Here is a 17,561-nt window from a genome sequence, read left to right on the forward strand (position 1 = left end):
CAACTTCAACCACTTGCGCTTCCGATCTCTCGTTAGCGGGAGGCGAATTCTACAGCGTTACACGCTGCTGTCAACACCTCTTTTTCTCCGCTTTCGATCGAGAAGACCGAACCGTTGAAAGCGCCAGAAGACCGGCATTTCCAACGCCTTCCAGGCTTCGATGAACTGAAGCCATCCGCTATCGAAACTTACATAACTCATTGAATCTCAAGGAGTTTTCCGTTTCGACTGCGCCGGAAGTGGGGCGAATTATAGAGACTCAGAATCTGCCGTCAACCCCTATTTTCATAAATCTGTCATATCGGTCAAAAAAGCCCGAAAACAAGAAGGCCGACCTTGAAAGGTCGGCCTTCTTTGCGTTGCCCTTCTACTTACAAGCTAGGGAATGCGAATTGCGAGGCTTCATGACTCGCACGCTGTGGCCAGCGCTGGGTGATCGCCTTGCGACGGGTGTAGAAGCGCACACCATCCGGACCATAGGCATGCAGGTCACCGAACAGCGAACGCTTCCAGCCGCCGAAGCTGTGGTAAGCCACCGGCACCGGCAACGGCACGTTGACACCGACCATGCCGACTTCGATCTCGTCGCAGAACAGACGCGCCGCTTCACCGTCACGAGTGAAGATGCAGGTGCCGTTGCCGTATTCGTGATCGTTGATCAGTTGCATCGCCTCTTCCAGGCTGTTCACCCGGACGATGCAGAGTACCGGCCCGAAGATCTCTTCTTTATAGATGCGCATCTCAGGGGTGACGTTGTCGAACAGACAGCCACCGAGGAAGAAGCCTTCTTCGTGACCGGCAACACTCAGACCACGACCATCGACCACCAGGGTCGCGCCCGCCGCCACGCCGTCTTCGACATAGCCGCTGACCTTGTCGCGCGCCTGACCGGTAACCAGCGGCCCCATGTCCAGACCGCAAGAAGTACCGGCACCGATTTTCAGCGCCTTGATCTGTGGAACCAGTTTGGCCACCAGTGCGTCCGCCACCTGGTCGCCCACACACACGGCAACCGAGATCGCCATACAGCGCTCGCCGCAGGAACCGTAAGCCGCGCCCATCAGTGCGCTGACCGCATTGTCCAGATCCGCATCCGGCATCAGCACCGCGTGGTTCTTCGCGCCGCCCAGTGCCTGCACGCGTTTGCCGCGCTTGGTGCCTTCGGCATAGATGTATTCGGCAATCGGCGTCGAGCCTACAAAACTCAGCGCTTTGACTTCCGGTGCTTCGATCAGCGCGTCCACCGCAGTCTTGTCACCGTGCACCACGCTCAGCACGCCTTTCGGCAGGCCGGCTTCCAGCAGCAGTTGAGCGATCAGCAGGGTCGAGCTCGGATCACGCTCGGACGGCTTGAGAATGAAGCAGTTGCCGCAGACGATCGCCAGCGGATACATCCACAGCGGCACCATGGCCGGGAAGTTGAACGGGGTAATCCCGGCCACTACGCCCAGCGGCTGGAAGTCCGACCAGGCATCGATGTTCGGGCCGACATTGCGGCTGTACTCGCCCTTGAGGATTTCGGGCGCTGCGCAGGCGAACTCGACGTTCTCGATACCGCGCTTCAGTTCACCGGCAGCGTCTTCCAGGGTCTTGCCGTGTTCTTCACTGATCAATTGCGAGATGCGTGCTTCGTTCTGCTCCAGCAGTTGCTTGAAGCGGAACATCACCTGGGCACGTTTGGCCGGTGGAGTGTTGCGCCAGGCCGGGAACGCAGCCTTGGCGGCATCGATGGCTTTCTGGATGGTTTCCTGGCTGGCCAGCGGCAGCTTGTGGATCGCCTGACCGGTGGACGGGTTGAACACATCAACCGCGCGACCGTTCTCGGTCACCAGTTCGCCATTGATCAAATGCGGGATAACGCTCATCGAAAACTCCTGAATTCTTGTGCGCAGACGCCCGCAAGGAGCGCCTGCTATTTACGTAGCTATATAGAAGGAAAAATCAGTCGAGCTTGTTCAGCACTTCGCCGACCGCGTCGAACAGACGATCAAGGTCTTGCGGCTTGCTGTTGAAGGTTGGGCCGAACTGCAGGGTGTCGCCGCCGAAGCGCACGTAGAACCCGGCTTTCCACAACGCCATGCCAGCTTCGAATGGACGCACGATGGCGTCGCCGTCACGGCCCGCGATCTGGATCGCACCGGCCAGGCCGTAATTACGAATGTCGATGACGTTCTTCGCGCCTTTCAGGCCATGCAGGGCATTTTCGAAATGCGGTGCGACTTCGGCCACGCTCTGCACCAGGTTTTCCTTTTGCAGCAGGTCGAGTGCCGCAAGACCTGCGGCGCAAGCCACCGGGTGCGCCGAGTAGGTGTAGCCGTGCGGGAATTCCACGGCGTATTCCGGCGTCGGCTGATTCATGAAGGTCTGGTAGATCTCGGAGCTGGCAATCACCGCGCCCATCGGAATCGCGCCGTTGGTGACTTGCTTGGCGATGCACATCAGGTCCGGGGTCACGCCGAAGGTGGTGGCGCCGAACATGGTGCCGGTACGGCCGAAACCGGTGATCACTTCGTCGAACACCAGCAGAATGTTGTGCTGATCGCAGATCTCGCGCAGACGCTTCAGATAACCCTGTGGTGGAACCAGTACGCCAGCGGAACCGGCCAGAGGCTCAACGAACACCGCAGCGATGTTCGAAGCATCGTGCAGCTCGATCAGTTTCAGCAGCTCATCCGCCAGGGCGATACCGCCCTGCTCCGGCATGCCACGGGAGAAGGCATTGCTCGCCAGCAAAGTGTGCGGCAGGTGATCGACATCCATCATCGCCTGGCCGAACAGCTTGCGGTTGCCGTTGACGCCACCGAGGCTGGTGCCAGCGATGTTCACGCCGTGGTAGCCACGGGCACGACCGATCATTTTGGTTTTGGTCGACTGGCCTTTCAGGCGCCAGTAGGCACGGACCATTTTCACAGCTGTATCGGCACACTCGGAGCCGGAGTCAGTGAAAAACACGTGGTTCAGGTTGCCCGGGGTCAGGTCAGCGATTTTCTCGGCCAGCTGGAACGACAGCGGGTGGCCGTACTGGAAGCCCGGCGAGTAATCGAGGGTGCCCAACTGCTTGGCCACCGCTTCCTGGATTTCCTTGCGGGTATGCCCGGCGCCGCAGGTCCACAGACCGGACAGCGAGTCGTACACCTTGCGGCCCTTGTCATCGATCAGCCAGCTGCCTTCGGCACCGACGATCAGACGCGGATCGCGCTGGAAGTTGCGGTTGGCGGTGTACGGCATCCAGTGCGCGTCCAGCTTCAGTTGGCTGGCCAGTGGCGACGACGCGTTTTCAGGCATGTTCATCGGGCAAAACCTCGCAGGGCAATAAGCTTCAGGGAGATAAAAGTCGTTGTTGCAGCTAAGTTGCCACGCCGATAAAGTCGGTGAAATCCAACTTTTCTAACCTTCAGTTAGAACCTTGCTAAACAATGAGAACAACAAGATGAGCAGCCGCCGCCCCGATCCGCTGGCCCAGGTCAGCGACTTTGATATTCGCCTGCTGCGGATTTTTCGCAGCGTGGTGGAGTGCGGTGGCTTCTCGGCGGCGGAAACCGTCCTTGGTATCGGACGCTCAGCAATCAGCCAGCAGATGAGCGACCTGGAGCAACGCCTCGGCCTGCGCCTGTGCCAGCGCGGCCGTGCCGGTTTCTCCCTGACCGAAGAAGGCCGCGAGGTCTATCAATCGGCGTTGCAGCTTCTAAGTGCGCTGGAAAGTTTCCGCACCGAGGTCAACGGCCTGCACCAGCACTTGCGCGGCGAACTGATCATCGGCCTGACCGACAACCTCGTCACCCTGCCCCACATGCGCATCACCCACGCGCTCGCGCAGTTGAAGGAGCGCGGGCCGGACGTGCAGATCCAGATCCGCATGATCGCTCCCAACGAAGTCGAACAAGGCGTGCTCGACGGGCGCCTGCATGTCGGCGTGGTGCCGCAGGCCAGTGCGCTGTCCGGGCTGGAATATCAGCCGTTGTACAGCGAACGCTCGCTGCTCTATTGCGCGGTGGGCCATCCGCTGTTTTACGTCGATGACAAACAACTGGACGACGAACGTCTGAACAGTCAGGACGCCATCGCGCCGACCTTCCGTCTGCCGGCGGAAATCCAGGCGCATTATCAGGCCCTCAATTGCACCGCAAGCGCCTCCGACCGCGAGGGTATGGCATTCCTGATTCTGACCGGGCGCTACATCGGTTATCTGCCAGATCACTACGCCAGTCTCTGGGTGCAACAGGGACGGCTGCGTGCGCTCAAGGCCAGCACGCGGTTCTATGACTTGAGCCTGGCTTCAGTCACCCGCAAGGGCCGGCGTCCGCATCTGGTGCTGGAAAGCTTTCTCGAAAGCCTCGCCGCCACCCGCTGATGACCGGCGTTTTGTTGCCCGGGGCTTGTCGCAGGCCGATGGTTGCGCTATCAACGCAACTGGTTGCACCCCACAGACAAACCCGGAAGTGCCTATGACCTTTGAAGTCCCCGCTCACGGCGGCAAACCTGCCAGCCGCATTCGTCAGAAGAACGAAGAGACCATCATCAAAGCCGCCGAAGACGAGTTCGCCCGTCACGGGTTCAAAGGCACCAGCATGAACACCATCGCCACCAAGGCCGGGTTGCCCAAGGCGAATCTGCATTACTATTTCACCAACAAGCTCGGGTTGTATGTGGCAGTGCTGAGCAACATCCTCGAGCTGTGGGACAGTACCTTCAACACCCTGACGGCCGAGGACGATCCCGCCGAAGCGCTGACTCGCTACATCCGCGCGAAAATGGAATTTTCCCGTCGCCAGCCACAAGCGTCGCGAATCTTTGCGATGGAAGTGATCAGCGGCGGCGAATGCCTGACCGAATATTTCAACCAGGACTACCGCGCCTGGTTCCAGGGCCGGGCCGCCGTATTCCAGGCGTGGATCGACGCCGGCAAGATGGACCCGGTGGATCCGGTGCACCTGATCTTCCTGTTATGGGGCAGCACCCAGCATTACGCCGACTTTGCCACACAGATCTGCCGCGTCAGCGGTCGCAGCAAGTTGACCAAACAGGACATGGAAGACGCCGGCAACAACCTGATCCGCATCATTCTCAAGGGCTGCGGCCTCACTCCTTCTCTATAAGACGTTTATGCCATTCACCCTCAGCGGCGTTTGCGAGTTCCGCGAAGAGATTCGCAAAAGCCGTTTCATCACCTTCGCCGCGCCGATCGGCAGCCCTGCCGAGGCGCAAGCCTTCATCGAGCAGCACAGCGACTTGAACGCGTCGCACAACTGCTGGGCCTGGAAACTCGGCGACCAATACCGCAGCAATGACGATGGCGAACCGGGCGGTACGGCCGGACGGCCGATTCTCGCGGCCATCGAGGCGCAGGATTGCGATCAGGTCGCGGTGCTGGTGATCCGCTGGTACGGCGGCATTCAACTGGGCACCGGCGGCCTGGCCCGGGCCTATGGCGGCGGCGCCAACAAGTGTCTGCAAGCGGCACCGAAAATCGAATTGATCAGCCGTGTGCCCCTGCGTTGTGCCTGCGCATTTGCCGAACTGGCACTGGTGAAATTGCGAGTGGCGGATCTCGGCGGTCTGGTGGTGGAGGAAAACTTCACCGCCAACGGCGTCGAATTGCAGCTGGCGGTGGGTGAGGCGCAGATTCCATTGCTGCAAAACCAGCTGGCCGATCTCAGCCGTGGACGGATCCTGCTCCAACGCTGAACACCTGCAATATTTAAGAGCACGAGCGAATTCCCATATTCCAGAGAGTTGCCCACATCACCTGTGCACCCGACTGTGGATAACCTGAGCACACACCGCTGTAACCCTTCTGTCACGTGGCTTTGCGCGATTTGTACACTTTTCGCCCAAAGCACATGAAAAAAGTTTAATTCCAAGCAAAAACAATCGGTTAGATCTGTTTATCGCCATTGGGAGATAGCACCGGTGCGCTTATGCCAAGGTTGTCCGATTGCGCACAAATACTGTGGAGCAACCTGTGGATAACCCGTTCATGACTCCCGTAGCCACAGGTGCAGCTTGGCTCCGGCGCGATTGCTCGTTTTTTAACCAGAATTTCACGAGCAAAACTGGAGCCTGATCAAAGGCTTTGCGCTGAATTGGTGCCGCGAAACGGAGCAGTTCTGCCTTCGTGGCTCTACGAGAAGGGTTGCCGCTCAGGCGCTTGACGGGTTCCTGACTCAATGGCCAGGAAATTGCTTTATCCACAGGCACAACTCCAAGCGACCCGAGCCTGTCATGCCCAACCCGACGTCCATCCCGCGCCTGCAATTGCGCCGCATCAGCAAACGTTATCCCGGCTGCCTCGCCAATGACACCATCGACCTGAGCATCGCCCCCGGTGAAATCCACGCGCTGCTAGGTGAAAACGGCGCGGGCAAAAGCACGCTGATGAAGATCATCTACGGCGTCACCCAGCCCGACTCGGGCGAAATGCTCTGGCAAGGGCAACCGGTGAACATGCGCAACCCGGCGCAGGCCCGGCAGTTGGGCATCGGCATGGTGTTCCAGCATTTCTCGCTGTTCGAAACCCTGACCGTGGCGCAGAACATTGCGCTGGCGATGGGCCCGGCCGCCGGAACGCCGAAACAGCTTGAACCGAAAATCCGCGAAGTGTCCCGCCGTTATGGCATGGCGCTGGAACCGGAACGACTTGTCCACAGCCTGTCGATCGGCGAGCGCCAACGGGTGGAGATCGTTCGCTGCCTGATGCAGGACATTCGCCTGCTGATTCTCGACGAACCGACCTCGGTGCTCACGCCGCAGGAAGCCGACGAATTGTTCATTACCCTGCGTCGACTGGCGGCCGAGGGCTGCAGCATTCTGTTCATCAGCCACAAACTCGGCGAGGTGCGTGCCTTGTGCCACAGCGCCACGGTATTGCGCGGTGGTCGGGTGGCTGGGCAGTGCGTACCGGCGCAATGTTCCGACCAAAAACTGGCGCAATTGATGGTCGGCGAGTCGGCGGCGCTGATCGGCGAGTATCCAAAAGCCAATGGCGGCGCGACATTTTTGCAGGTCAGCGGATTGAACTGGCATAACCCCGATCCGTTCGGCTGTTCGTTGACCGACATCGACTTGCAGGTGCGCAGCGGCGAAATCGTCGGCATCGCTGGCGTTGCGGGCAACGGTCAGGATGAGTTGCTGGCCCTGCTCGGCGGCGAACAGACTCTGCCACGCAACGTCGCAGCCACTATTCGTTTCGGTGAACACGCGGTGGCCGATCTGCGCCCGGATGCACGGCGCAAACTCGGTCTCGCATTCGTCCCCGCCGAGCGTCTCGGTCACGGCGCGGTGCCGGAGTTGAGCCTGGCGGACAACGCCCTGCTCACAGCCTTTCAGCAAGGGCTGGTCAGCCAGGGTTTGATCGAGCGCAACAAAGTCGAATCCCTCGCCCAGGCAATCATCCAGCGCTTCGGGGTGAAAACCCCGGACACCCAAACCAGCGCTCGCAGCTTGTCCGGCGGCAACCTGCAGAAATTCATCCTCGGCCGGGAAATCCTCCAGCAGCCGAAACTGCTGATCGCCGCACACCCGACCTGGGGCGTGGACGTCGGCGCGGCGGCGGTGATCCATCGCGCCCTGATCGCCCTGCGCGACGCCGGCGCGGCGATTCTGGTGATTTCCGAAGACCTCGACGAACTGTTCCAGATCAGCGACCGCCTCGGCGCGCTCTGCGGCGGGCGGATATCGGCGCTGCAAGACACGGCGCAAACCCGGATCAGCGATATCGGTGGCTGGATGGCCGGCCAGTTCCACAGCCCTCAACCTCAACCCGCTGCGGTTTAACGGAGCTTTTCATGCTGCTTTCCCTCGAACCCCGTGGCCGCCAATCGCGCCTGATGTTGTGGTGCTCGCCGCTATTGGCAGCGGTGCTGACCCTCGGTTGTGGCTCGCTGCTGTTCATCGCCCTCGGCCACGATCCGCTGCAAACCTTGCACACCTTGCTGATCGCGCCGGTCAGCGACTTGTATGGCGTGTCCGAATTATTGGTCAAGGCGTTGCCGATCCTGCTATGCGCCCTGGGCCTGGCGGTGGCCTATCAGGCGCGGATCTGGAACATCGGCGCCGAAGGCCAGTTGTTGCTCGGTGCATTGGCCGGCAGTGCGCTGGCGGTGAACATCATCGACATGCAAAGCCGCTGGGCACTGGTGCTGATCCTGCTTACCGGCACGCTCGCCGGCGCCGCGTGGGCCGGGCTCACCGCCTGGCTGCGCACGCGCTTCAACGCCAATGAAATCCTCACCAGCATCATGCTCAATTACATCGCGCTGAACCTGCTGCTGTTCTGTGTTCACGGGCCGTTGAAGGACCCGGCCGGGTACAACTTTCCCGAGTCGGCGATGTTCGGCGACGCCAGCCGCCTGCCGTTGTTGATGGAAGATGGCCGGGTTCACGCCGGGGTGTATTTCGCCCTGCTCGCGCTGGTGGCGGTGTGGGTGTTGTTGCAGAAAAGCTTTGTCGGCTTTCAGATCAAAGTGCTCGGGCTGGATAAACGCGCGGCGGGATTTGCCGGGTTTCGCGAGAAGCGTCTGATCTGGTTCGCGCTGTTGATCAGCGGAGGATTGGCGGGACTTGCCGGTGTTTGCGAAGTCACCGGGCCGATCGGGCAACTGGTGCCGCAGGTCTCACCCGGTTACGGCTATGCCGCGATCACCGTGGCGTTTCTCGGCAGGCTCAACCCCATCGGCATTCTGTTTTCCAGCCTGTTGATGGCGCTGCTGTACATCGGTGGCGAGAGCGCACAGATGACGCTGAACCTGCCGCAGGCGATCACCCAGTTGTTTCAGGGAATGATGCTGTTTTTCCTGCTGGCCAGTGACGTGCTGATCCTCTACCGGCCACGCCTGAACCTGCGCTGGGCCCGACGCACTTCTACCACCGCCGTAACCGCCGGAGCGCTGTGATGGACATCGATCTGCTGAGCAATATTTTCTACGCCATGGTGCGTTGCGGCACACCGCTGTTGCTGGTGGCGCTGGGTGAATTGATTTGCGAGAAGAGCGGCGTGCTCAACCTCGGGCAGGAAGGGATGATGCTGTTTGGTGCGGTGATCGGTTTCATCGTCGCCTTCAGCACCGGCAACCTGTGGCTCGGCGTTTTACTGGCGATGCTAGCAGGGATGTTGCTGTCGTCACTGTTTGCGCTGGTGGCGCTGGTGTTCAATGCCAATCAGGTGGCGGCCGGGCTGGCACTGACGATTTTTGGCGTGGGCCTGTCGACCTTTGTCGGCGCAGCGTGGGTTGGCAAACCGCTGGCCGGTTTCGAGCCGCTCGCCATTCCTTACTTGAGCGAAATCCCGCTGATCGGCCGCATGTTGTTTGCCCAGGATCTGCTGGTGTATCTGTCGTTCGCGCTGTTTGCGCTGGTGGCCTGGGTGATCGTCAAAAGCCGTATCGGGCTGATCATTCAAGCGGTCGGCGAGAACCCGGACGCAGCCAGTGCCATGGGGCTGCCGGTGCTGACCGTGCGTACGCTGGCCGTATTGTTTGGCGGAGCGATGGCCGGACTGGCCGGGGCTTATCTGTCGCTGGCATACACACCGATGTGGGCCGAGAACATGACCGCCGGACGCGGCTGGATTGCCCTCGCGCTGGTGGTGTTTGCCAGTTGGCGGGTGTGGCGACTGTTGCTCGGCGCCTATCTGTTCGGCCTCGCCAGCATCCTGCACCTGGTGGCGCAGGGGTTGGGGCTGGCGATTCCATCGAGTCTGCTGGCGATGTTGCCGTACGTCGCGACCATTCTGGTGCTGGTGTTGTTGTCGCGGGATGCGGTGCGTACGCGGTTGTATGCGCCGGTATCACTGGGGCAGCCGTGGCAGGCCGGGCATTAAGCCGTGACGGCTCGCGACAGCGGCCGAACCGGCAACGCCTGAGCGATGCCCCACGCCACTTCGAGAACCAGGAAACCCATCACCAACGAACTGGCACCGTGGGCCAGGGCATACGTCATCCACGCGGCGAACAGAAACCGGGCCACCGCGTCATAGCGCCCATAAACCGGCTGCGGATCACGAATCCGCAGCACCGCCCACAAGCACACCACCGAACCGAACAGATTGGCTATCAACAGGTGCGCCGGTTCGAACGGCGGCAGCTCACCGGGCAGCTCCAGCGCCTGACTCAGCGTCGTCAGCAACCCATGCAACACAGCAAAACTCCACGGTGTGACAAACGCCGCCGTCACGATCAAGTCATACCAGGCACTGCCACGCACCACGTTGCGATACTGCGTTGAAGTCCACATCATCCTTGCTCCGAAAATTCTGGGAGCAATCACGGTAAAGCCTGGAGTATGCTCCAGGGTCAAACACTTTCGAGACCTGCAAGATGCGCATCGGTGAGTTAGCCCAGGCCTGCGATGTCAGCCGTGACACGCTGCGTTTCTACGAGGAACGCGGACTGATCGCGGCGCAGCGCAGCGCCAACGGTTATCGCGACTATCCCCCGGAGATGGTGCAATTGGTGCTCTACATCAAAACGGCGCAGCGTCTAGGCTTTACCCTCGGCGAGATCGGCAACAGCGTTGGCGCGTTGTGGCACTCGCCGAACCCCGACACCACCGTCGCGCAACTGCTGCAAGACAAGCTCAAGCTGGTCGAAACCCGCATGGCCGAACTCGACGAGCTCCGCCAGGAATTGCAGCAACGGCTCGGTCAAAGCTGTCCATTGAACCCGTGATCTTTCAACTTTCAAGGAAAGCCAATCATGTCCGCACTTAATCCTGCCAAGCACGCACTGATCATCGGCGCCTCCCGGGGCCTGGGCCTGGGGCTGGTGAAAACCCTGCTGGCCGACGGCTGGCAAGTCACCGCCACGGTTCGCAACCCTGCGAACGCCGAGGCGCTGAAAGCACTGGGCAACGTGCAGATCGAAAAGCTCGACATGGATGACCAGCAAGCGGTGATTGCCCTGAGCCAGCAGCTCAAGGGCGAAACCTTCGACCTGTTGTTCGTCAACGCCGGGGTCAAGGGCCCTGACGTGCAGACCCCGGGCGGCGCGACGCTGGCGGAGGTCGGCCAACTGTTCTTCACCAACGCGGTGGCGCCGATCAACCTGGCCCAGCGCTTCGTCGGGCAGATCCGCGACGGCAGCGGCGTACTGGCGTTCATGAGCTCAGTACTCGGCAGCGTGACCATGCCCGACGCGCCGGAACTGGCACTTTACAAGGCCAGTAAAGCGGCACTGAACTCGATGACCAACAGCTTCGTCACGCAGTTGGGTGAGCAGAAACTCACCGTGCTGTCGCTGCATCCGGGCTGGGTGAAAACCGACATGGGCGGCGAAGGCGCCGACATCGACGTGGAAACCAGCACCCGTGGCCTGGTGGATCAAGTGGACGCGTTTGCCGGCAAGGGCGGCCATCACTTCGTGAACTACAAGGGTGAAACCATTCCCTGGTAAACACTGGACCCTCTGGGGGCTCGCTCCCACAGGGTTATCCCGGTGTCTGGTCGGGTTGGACTTGCCCGTCGCAACATTTTGTTCGAAACTCCGCACCTCGTCCTTCGCGGCGACCCTGGATCAGCAGACAGGGCAACACTGAGCTGGCAACCCTGAACCCAACTTTCAGAGGAGCCGGCCACAATGCCTGCGACCCGTATCTGGTTAAAAAATCCCCTCGCCATTTTCACGGCCAACGGCCTCGACGCCCGTGGCGGTCTGGTGCTGCAAGACGGCGTGATCACCGAAGTGCTCGGCGCCGGTCAGCAGCCGTCGACCCCGTGCAATGAAGTGTTCGACGCCCGTGAACACGTGATCCTGCCGGGCCTGATCAACACCCATCACCACTTCTATCAGACCCTGACCCGCGCCTGGGCGCCGGTGGTCAATCAGCCGTTGTTCCCGTGGCTGAAAACCCTGTACCCGGTGTGGGCGCGCCTGACGCCTGAAAAACTCGCCCTCGCCACCAAAGTCGCACTGGCCGAGTTGCTGCTGTCGGGCTGCACCACCGCTGCCGATCACCATTATCTGTTCCCGGACGGCCTGGAAAACGCCATCGACGTGCAAGTCGAAACCGTACGCGAACTGGGCATGCGCGCCATGCTCACCCGCGGTTCGATGAGCCTCGGCGAGAAGGACGGCGGCCTGCCTCCGCAGCAGACCGTACAGGAAGGCCAGGTGATTCTCGACGACAGCCAGCGCCTGATTCACGAGTACCACGAACGTGGCGACGGTGCGCAAATCCAGATCGCTCTGGCGCCGTGCTCGCCGTTCTCGGTGACCCCGGAAATCATGTCCGCCAGCGCCGAACTGGCGAACAAGCTTGATGTGCGCCTGCACACTCACCTCGCCGAAACCCTCGACGAAGAAGATTTCTGCCTGCAACGCTTCGGCCTGCGCACCGTGGATTATCTGGACAGCGTCGGCTGGCTCGGCCCGCGCACCTGGCTGGCCCACGGCATCCACTTCAACCCCGACGAAATCGCCCGTCTCGGCGCGGCCGGCACCGGTATCTGCCATTGCCCGAGCTCGAACATGCGCCTGGCGTCCGGCATCTGCCCGAGCATCGAACTGACCGATGCCGGCGCATTGTTCGGTATCGGTGTGGATGGTTCGGCGTCCAACGATGCGTCGAACATGATCCTCGAAGCCCGCCAGGCCCTGTACATCCAGCGCCTGCGTTATGGCGCCGAGAAGATCACCCCGGAGCGTGTGCTGGGCTGGGCAACCAAGGGTTCGGCGAGCCTGCTCGGTCGCACCGACATCGGCGAGCTGGCGGTGGGCAAGCAGGCGGATCTGGCGTTGTTCAAGCTGGATGAACTGCGCTTCTCCGGCAGTCATGATCCGATTTCGGCATTGCTGTTGTGCGGCGCGGACCGTGCGGATCGGGTGATGGTCGGCGGTAAGTGGCGCGTGGTTGACGGGCAGGTTGAAGGGCTGGATCTCAAAGGGCTGATTGCAGATCACAGCCAGGCGGCCCGGCAGTTGATCGCCGGTTCCTGATTCCCTCCTGATCGTTCCCACGCAGACGGTTCGACGTGGGAACGATCGATCACAACCCCAGCAGCGACAACATGATGAACGTCGCAAACAGCACAAAGTGCGTCATGCCCTCAATGGCATTGGTCTCGCCGTCATTGAGGTTGATCGCGCTGACGATCAGCGTGATGAAGATCATCACCGTCTGCACCGGCGTCATCGCCATCTGAAACGGCTGCCCGGTATAGAGCGCCATCGCCTCCATCACCGGCACGGTCAGGATCACCGTCGACAACGACGCCCCCATCGCAATGTTGACCACCGACTGCATGCGGTTGGCCAACGCTGCGCGCAACGCGGTCAGGATCTCCGGTGCCGCCGAAATCGCCGCCACCAGAATCGCCGTGATCACCGGCGGAGCCCCCGTCCCTTCCAGGCCCAGATCGAGAGTCTTGGACATCACTTCGGCCAGTGCGCCGATCACCACCACACCGAATATCAAAATGGCAATCGACAGCGGCAGATTGACCTTTTCCGGCTCCTCCTCCGGCGGCTGTTTCTTGCGGCGTTTTTCCGGGTAGCTGTAGCTGAAAAAGTAACTGTGCGGCCCGACCTGCATCCGCAGGAACAGCGCATAAAGCAGCACCATCGCGCCGATGGTGAACGCCGAATAGATTTTCCAGTTGGCCTGGGGAATGAACTCCGGCACCACCATCGACACGCCCATGGCGGTGAGGATCATCACGCTGTAACTGCGGGCCGAGTCGTCGTTGTAGGACTGCTCGCCATGTTTGATTCCACCCATCAGCGCGGCAAGACCGAGGATGCCGTTGATGTCGAGCATCACCGCCGAATAGATCGTGTCGCGCACCAGCGTGGCGGAGGCTTCGTTGCTCATCATGATCGCCAGGATCACCACTTCCACCAGCACGGCGGCGAGGGTCAGGATCATCGTGCCGTAAGGGTCGCCGACTTTTTCCGCGAGCAGTTCGGCCTGATGGGCGACACGCATCGAGGCGGCGACGATGAAGGCGATCAGCACCAGCCCGGCCGTCAGCGCGACGACCTGGCCACTGTGCAGCAACCAGTGCTCCAGCGGATACGCAACGACGGCCGCGATCAGGGCCAGCAGCAGAAAGCTTTCTTGCTTGAGGATCGTGAGCATGGCGGGCCTTCGGTTGCCGGGGGCGAATGAGTTACTGACTGCGGGGTAGCGCTAATGGTTCGTTACACCTTAGCGCACCAGCGGATGGCGTCCGTGTACGGGCATGCACTTTTTTCGGCCCGGCCGGCCTCATCGCGAGCAGGCTCGCTCCCACAGGGATCGCGATGCTTTTGTGGGAGCGAGCCTGCTCGCGAAGGCCTCGCCCCGATTTCCAATTGATTTGTTGTCCGCTTGGTCAGTCTTTTGCATTGCCCTCCCCACACACAACAAAAGGGAGTTCGCGTTCATGCAAAAACGTCCATTGCAGAAACTGCTGTGCATCGCCATGGGCCTCGGCCTCAGCCTGGGCGCCAGTGCCGCCGATCCACTGAAAGTCGGTTTCGTCTACATAGGCCCCATCGGCGACCACGGCTGGACGTATCAGCATGAACAGGGGCGCAAGGCGCTGGCGGAAAAACTCGGCTCGCAGATCACCACCAACTACGTGGAGAACGTCGCCGAAGGCGCCGATGCCGAGCGGGTGATCCGCAACATGGCCAAGGACAACTACGACCTGATCTTCACCACCTCTTTCGGCTACATGAACCCGACGGTGAAAGTCGCCAAACAGTTTCCCAAGGTGACCTTCGAACACGCCACCGGCTACAAGCAGGACAAGAACCTCGGCACCTATCTGGCGCGCACCTACGAGGGCCGATATGTCGGCGGCTTCCTCGCGGCGAAAATGACCAAGAGCAAGAAGATTGGCTACGTCGCCTCGTTCCCGATCCCGGAAGTGATCCGCGACATCAACGCCATTCAGTTGGCCCTGAACAAGTACAACCCCGGCACCGAAATCAAGGTTGTGTGGGTCAACTCGTGGTTCGATCCGGGCAAAGAGGCCGACGCTGCCAACGCGCTGATCGATCAGGGCGTGGACGTGGTGTTCCAGCACACCGACAGCCCTGCGCCGATCCAGGCTGCCGAACGACGTGGCGTGTACGCCGTGGGCTATGCTTCCGACATGGCGCACTTCGGGCCAAAAGCGGTGCTGACCTCGATCGTCAACGACTGGGCGCCGCACTACATTCAGGCGACCCAGAGCGTGATCGACCACAACTGGAAATCCCAGGACTACTGGGGCGGATTGAAAGAAGGCACGGTCGAACTGCCGATCAGCGATCTGGTGCCGGCACCGGTGAAGGCCGAAGCCGAGCAGATCATCGCCGACATCAAGAGCGGCGCCCTGCAACCATTCACCGGGCCGATCAAGGATCAGGCCGGGGTCGAGAAAATCCCGGCGGGCAAGAGCGCGACCAACGTGGAACTGGCGTCGATGAACTATTACGTCGAAGGCATGAAGGCCGAGATGCCGAAGTAACACCTGGCTCCCACACTGGATCTCACGTTACTCCAAGGATTGTGTATGGATCAGCTTCCAATCATCGACATCAGCCCGCTTTACTCCAACGACCACAACACCTGGCCCGCTGTCGCCGAACAGATCGATCACGCTTGCCGCGAATGGGGCTTCTTCTACATCAAGGGCCACCCGATTTCTGAGCAGCGCATCGAATCCCTGCTCGATCACGCCCGGCACTTCTTCGCATTGCCGACAGTAGAAAAACTCAAGATCGACATCACCCGGACCGTCCATCACCGCGGCTACGGCGCCATCGCCACCGAACAACTGGACCCGGACAAACCCAGCGATCTCAAGGAAACCTTCGACATGGGCCTGCACCTGCCGGCCGATCATCCCGAGGTGCTGGCGGAAAAACCCTTGCGCGGCCCCAATCGTCACCCGGCCATTTCCGGCTGGGAAACGCTGATGGAACAGCACTACCGCGACATGCAGGCCCTGGCGCAAACCCTGCTGCGGGCCATGACCCTGGCGCTGGGCATCGAGCGCGATTTCTTCGACAAGCGCTTCAATGAGCCGGTCAGCGTGCTGCGAATGATCCACTACCCGCCGCGCCACACCGCCAGTTCCGCTGAACAGCAAGGTGCCGGTGCGCACACCGATTACGGCTGCATCACGTTGTTGTATCAGGATGCCGCCGGCGGTTTGCAGGTGAAAAACGTCAAAGGCCAGTGGATCGACGCACCGCCGATTGAAGGCACGTTCGTGGTCAACCTCGGCGACATGATGGCGCGCTGGAGCAACGACCGTTATCGCTCGACCCCACACCGGGTGATCAGCCCGCAGGGCGTGGATCGCTATTCAATGCCGTTCTTCGCCGAACCGCACCCGGACACCCGCATCGAATGCCTGCCCGGTTGCCAGGACGACCGGCATCCGGCGAAATATCCGACCACCACCTGCGCCGAATTCCTGCTGTCGCGCTTCGCCGATACCTACGCCTATCGAAGGGAGCAGGAAGCGGTGTGATGGATCGGTTGGTCAGGTTTTGCCAATTGTTTCGGCGCGCATCTGTAGAATGCCGTCATTGCACCTGATGAGAAAAGAATATGTACGACTGGCTCAACGCCCTGCCCAAGGCTGAACTGCACCTGCATCTGGAAGGCTCGCTGGAGCCCGAGCTGCTGTTCGCCCTGGCCGAACGCAACAAGATCGCCCTGCCGTGGAGCGATGTCGAAACCCTGCGCAAGGCTTACGCCTTCAACAACCTGCAGGAATTCCTCGACCTGTATTACCAGGGCGCCGACGTGCTGCGCACCTCCCAGGATTTCTACGACCTGACCTGGGCCTACCTGCTGCGCTGCAAAGAACAGAACGTGATCCACACCGAACCGTTCTTCGATCCGCAGACCCACACCGACCGGGGCATCCCGTTCGAAGTGGTGCTCAACGGCATCGCCGCCGCGCTGAAGGATGGCGAGCAGCAACTGGGCATCACCAGCGGTTTGATCCTGAGTTTCCTGCGTCACCTGAGCGAAGACGAAGCGCAGAAAACCCTCGACCAGGCGCTGCCGTTCCGTGATGCGTTTGTCGCGGTGGGTCTGGATAGCTCCGAGATGGGGCACCCGCCGAGCAAGTTCCAGCGCGTGTTCGATCGTGCCCGTCACGAAGGTTTCCTGACCGTCGCTCACGCTGGCGAGGAAGGCCCGCCGGAGTACATCTGGGAAGCCATCGATCTGCTGAAGATCCAGCGTATCGACCATGGTGTGCGCGCCATCGAAGACGAGCGCCTGATGCAGCGGATCATCGACGAGCAGATTCCGCTGACCGTATGCCCGCTGTCGAACACCAAACTCTGCGTGTTCGATCACATGTCCCAGCACAACATCCTCGACATGCTCGAGCGCGGCGTGAAGGTCACAGTCAACTCCGATGACCCGGCGTACTTCGGCGGTTATGTCACCGAGAACTTCCATGCGCTGCACGAACATCTGGGCATGACCCAGGATCAGGCCAAGCGCCTGGCGCAGAACAGCCTGGATGCGCGGCTGGTAAAACCGTAACAGCGCTGAAGATCCGATGTGGGAGCCAGCCTGCTGGCGATGAGGCCATTACATTCAACATCTGTGTTGATTGAAAGTCCGCAATC

At 60.8% G+C, this 17,561-nt stretch carries 16 protein-coding genes; 12 read left to right on the plus strand and 4 right to left on the minus strand.

The window, feature by feature from the left end:
• Nucleotides 1-371: 371 nt before the first annotated feature.
• A complete protein-coding gene (locus DXT77_RS28215; protein ID WP_085711290.1) occupies nt 372-1,865 on the minus strand; it encodes a CoA-acylating methylmalonate-semialdehyde dehydrogenase in 1,494 nt (497 codons plus the stop codon).
• A 76-nt stretch (nt 1,866-1,941) separates the two neighbouring features.
• The gene (locus DXT77_RS28220) at nt 1,942-3,291 is read right to left on the minus strand and encodes an aspartate aminotransferase family protein (RefSeq protein ID WP_119429989.1); all 1,350 of its coding nucleotides are present in this window, start codon (nt 3,289-3,291) and stop codon (nt 1,942-1,944) included.
• 139 nt (nt 3,292-3,430) lie between these two features.
• Between DXT77_RS28220 and DXT77_RS28225 the strand changes: the two genes are divergently transcribed.
• The 6 genes from DXT77_RS28225 (at nt 3,431) to DXT77_RS28250 (ending at nt 9,817) form a co-directional block, all read left to right on the plus strand.
• Nucleotides 3,431-4,351 carry a LysR family transcriptional regulator gene (locus tag DXT77_RS28225; protein ID WP_007958517.1) on the plus strand — a complete coding sequence of 307 codons (921 nt, stop codon included), beginning with the start codon at nt 3,431-3,433 and terminating at the stop codon, nt 4,349-4,351.
• Between the two features lie 94 nt (nt 4,352-4,445).
• Nucleotides 4,446-5,096: a TetR/AcrR family transcriptional regulator gene (locus tag DXT77_RS28230; protein WP_085711287.1), complete on the plus strand. Its 651-nt coding sequence runs from the start codon at nt 4,446-4,448 to the stop codon at nt 5,094-5,096.
• A gap of 7 nt (nt 5,097-5,103) precedes the next feature.
• Nucleotides 5,104-5,685: a YigZ family protein gene (locus DXT77_RS28235; RefSeq protein WP_119429990.1), complete on the plus strand. Its 582-nt coding sequence runs from the start codon at nt 5,104-5,106 to the stop codon at nt 5,683-5,685.
• Between the two features lie 537 nt (nt 5,686-6,222).
• The gene (locus DXT77_RS28240) at nt 6,223-7,773 is read left to right on the plus strand and encodes an ABC transporter ATP-binding protein (RefSeq protein WP_119429991.1); all 1,551 of its coding nucleotides are present in this window, start codon (nt 6,223-6,225) and stop codon (nt 7,771-7,773) included.
• An 11-nt stretch (nt 7,774-7,784) separates the two neighbouring features.
• Nucleotides 7,785-8,891 carry an ABC transporter permease gene (locus DXT77_RS28245; RefSeq protein WP_119429992.1) on the plus strand — a complete coding sequence of 369 codons (1,107 nt, stop codon included), beginning with the start codon at nt 7,785-7,787 and terminating at the stop codon, nt 8,889-8,891.
• Complete coding sequence (locus DXT77_RS28250) at nt 8,891-9,817, plus strand: ABC transporter permease (protein WP_119429993.1); 927 nt, start codon at nt 8,891-8,893, stop codon at nt 9,815-9,817. Before DXT77_RS28245 ends, DXT77_RS28250 begins: the two co-directional genes overlap by 1 nt.
• On the opposite strand, the gene DXT77_RS28255 is transcribed toward DXT77_RS28250, so the two are convergent.
• Nucleotides 9,814-10,230, minus strand: coding sequence for a hypothetical protein (locus DXT77_RS28255; protein ID WP_119429994.1), 417 nt, complete (start codon nt 10,228-10,230; stop codon nt 9,814-9,816). The two genes, DXT77_RS28250 and DXT77_RS28255, sit on opposite strands and share 4 nt — an antisense overlap.
• Before the next feature lie 83 nt (nt 10,231-10,313).
• Here DXT77_RS28255 and DXT77_RS28260 point away from each other — a divergent pair, with 83 nt between their 5' ends.
• The 3 genes from DXT77_RS28260 (at nt 10,314) to DXT77_RS28270 (ending at nt 12,929) form a co-directional block, all read left to right on the plus strand.
• Nucleotides 10,314-10,664: a MerR family transcriptional regulator gene (locus DXT77_RS28260; RefSeq protein WP_119429995.1), complete on the plus strand. Its 351-nt coding sequence runs from the start codon at nt 10,314-10,316 to the stop codon at nt 10,662-10,664.
• Nucleotides 10,665-10,691: 27 nt separating this feature from the next.
• Nucleotides 10,692-11,387: an SDR family oxidoreductase gene (locus DXT77_RS28265; RefSeq protein WP_119429996.1), complete on the plus strand. Its 696-nt coding sequence runs from the start codon at nt 10,692-10,694 to the stop codon at nt 11,385-11,387.
• A 183-nt stretch (nt 11,388-11,570) separates the two neighbouring features.
• Nucleotides 11,571-12,929 carry an 8-oxoguanine deaminase gene (locus DXT77_RS28270; RefSeq protein ID WP_119429997.1) on the plus strand — a complete coding sequence of 453 codons (1,359 nt, stop codon included), beginning with the start codon at nt 11,571-11,573 and terminating at the stop codon, nt 12,927-12,929.
• Between the two features lie 49 nt (nt 12,930-12,978).
• On the opposite strand, the gene DXT77_RS28275 is transcribed toward DXT77_RS28270, so the two are convergent.
• Nucleotides 12,979-14,070: a calcium:proton antiporter gene (locus DXT77_RS28275; RefSeq protein ID WP_119429998.1), complete on the minus strand. Its 1,092-nt coding sequence runs from the start codon at nt 14,068-14,070 to the stop codon at nt 12,979-12,981.
• 286 nt (nt 14,071-14,356) lie between these two features.
• Here DXT77_RS28275 and DXT77_RS28280 point away from each other — a divergent pair, with 286 nt between their 5' ends.
• The 3 genes from DXT77_RS28280 (at nt 14,357) to DXT77_RS28290 (ending at nt 17,475) form a co-directional block, all read left to right on the plus strand.
• Nucleotides 14,357-15,430 carry a BMP family ABC transporter substrate-binding protein gene (locus tag DXT77_RS28280; RefSeq protein ID WP_119429999.1) on the plus strand — a complete coding sequence of 358 codons (1,074 nt, stop codon included), beginning with the start codon at nt 14,357-14,359 and terminating at the stop codon, nt 15,428-15,430.
• A gap of 45 nt (nt 15,431-15,475) precedes the next feature.
• Entirely contained in the window at nt 15,476-16,441 is a 966-nt protein-coding gene (locus tag DXT77_RS28285) for a 2-oxoglutarate and iron-dependent oxygenase domain-containing protein (RefSeq protein WP_119430000.1), read from the plus strand.
• 80 nt (nt 16,442-16,521) lie between these two features.
• Nucleotides 16,522-17,475: an adenosine deaminase gene (locus DXT77_RS28290; protein WP_011332312.1), complete on the plus strand. Its 954-nt coding sequence runs from the start codon at nt 16,522-16,524 to the stop codon at nt 17,473-17,475.
• Nucleotides 17,476-17,561: the final 86 nt, after the last annotated feature.

Source organism: Pseudomonas sp. 91RF (genome assembly GCF_003576265.1).
Classification (GTDB): Bacteria; Pseudomonadota; Gammaproteobacteria; order Pseudomonadales; family Pseudomonadaceae; genus Aquipseudomonas; species Aquipseudomonas kribbensis.

Bases quoted from the DNA above. Each gene is read 5' to 3' on its own strand.
- DXT77_RS28285 (WP_119430000.1), top strand. From the start codon at position 15,476: ATGGATCAGCTTCCAATCATCGACATCAGCCCGCTTTACTCCAACGAC.
- DXT77_RS28265 (WP_119429996.1), top strand. From the start codon at position 10,692: ATGTCCGCACTTAATCCTGCCAAGCACGCACTGATCATCGGCGCCTCC.
- DXT77_RS28280 (WP_119429999.1), top strand. From the start codon at position 14,357: ATGCAAAAACGTCCATTGCAGAAACTGCTGTGCATCGCCATGGGCCTC.
- DXT77_RS28225 (WP_007958517.1), top strand. From the start codon at position 3,431: ATGAGCAGCCGCCGCCCCGATCCGCTGGCCCAGGTCAGCGACTTTGAT.
- DXT77_RS28235 (WP_119429990.1), top strand. From the start codon at position 5,104: ATGCCATTCACCCTCAGCGGCGTTTGCGAGTTCCGCGAAGAGATTCGC.
- DXT77_RS28290 (WP_011332312.1), top strand. From the start codon at position 16,522: ATGTACGACTGGCTCAACGCCCTGCCCAAGGCTGAACTGCACCTGCAT.
- DXT77_RS28215 (WP_085711290.1), bottom strand. From the start codon at position 1,865: ATGAGCGTTATCCCGCATTTGATCAATGGCGAACTGGTGACCGAGAAC.
- DXT77_RS28255 (WP_119429994.1), bottom strand. From the start codon at position 10,230: ATGTGGACTTCAACGCAGTATCGCAACGTGGTGCGTGGCAGTGCCTGG.
- DXT77_RS28260 (WP_119429995.1), top strand. From the start codon at position 10,314: ATGCGCATCGGTGAGTTAGCCCAGGCCTGCGATGTCAGCCGTGACACG.
- DXT77_RS28270 (WP_119429997.1), top strand. From the start codon at position 11,571: ATGCCTGCGACCCGTATCTGGTTAAAAAATCCCCTCGCCATTTTCACG.
- DXT77_RS28230 (WP_085711287.1), top strand. From the start codon at position 4,446: ATGACCTTTGAAGTCCCCGCTCACGGCGGCAAACCTGCCAGCCGCATT.
- DXT77_RS28275 (WP_119429998.1), bottom strand. From the start codon at position 14,070: ATGCTCACGATCCTCAAGCAAGAAAGCTTTCTGCTGCTGGCCCTGATC.
- DXT77_RS28240 (WP_119429991.1), top strand. From the start codon at position 6,223: ATGCCCAACCCGACGTCCATCCCGCGCCTGCAATTGCGCCGCATCAGC.
- DXT77_RS28245 (WP_119429992.1), top strand. From the start codon at position 7,785: ATGCTGCTTTCCCTCGAACCCCGTGGCCGCCAATCGCGCCTGATGTTG.
- DXT77_RS28220 (WP_119429989.1), bottom strand. From the start codon at position 3,291: ATGAACATGCCTGAAAACGCGTCGTCGCCACTGGCCAGCCAACTGAAG.
- DXT77_RS28250 (WP_119429993.1), top strand. From the start codon at position 8,891: ATGGACATCGATCTGCTGAGCAATATTTTCTACGCCATGGTGCGTTGC.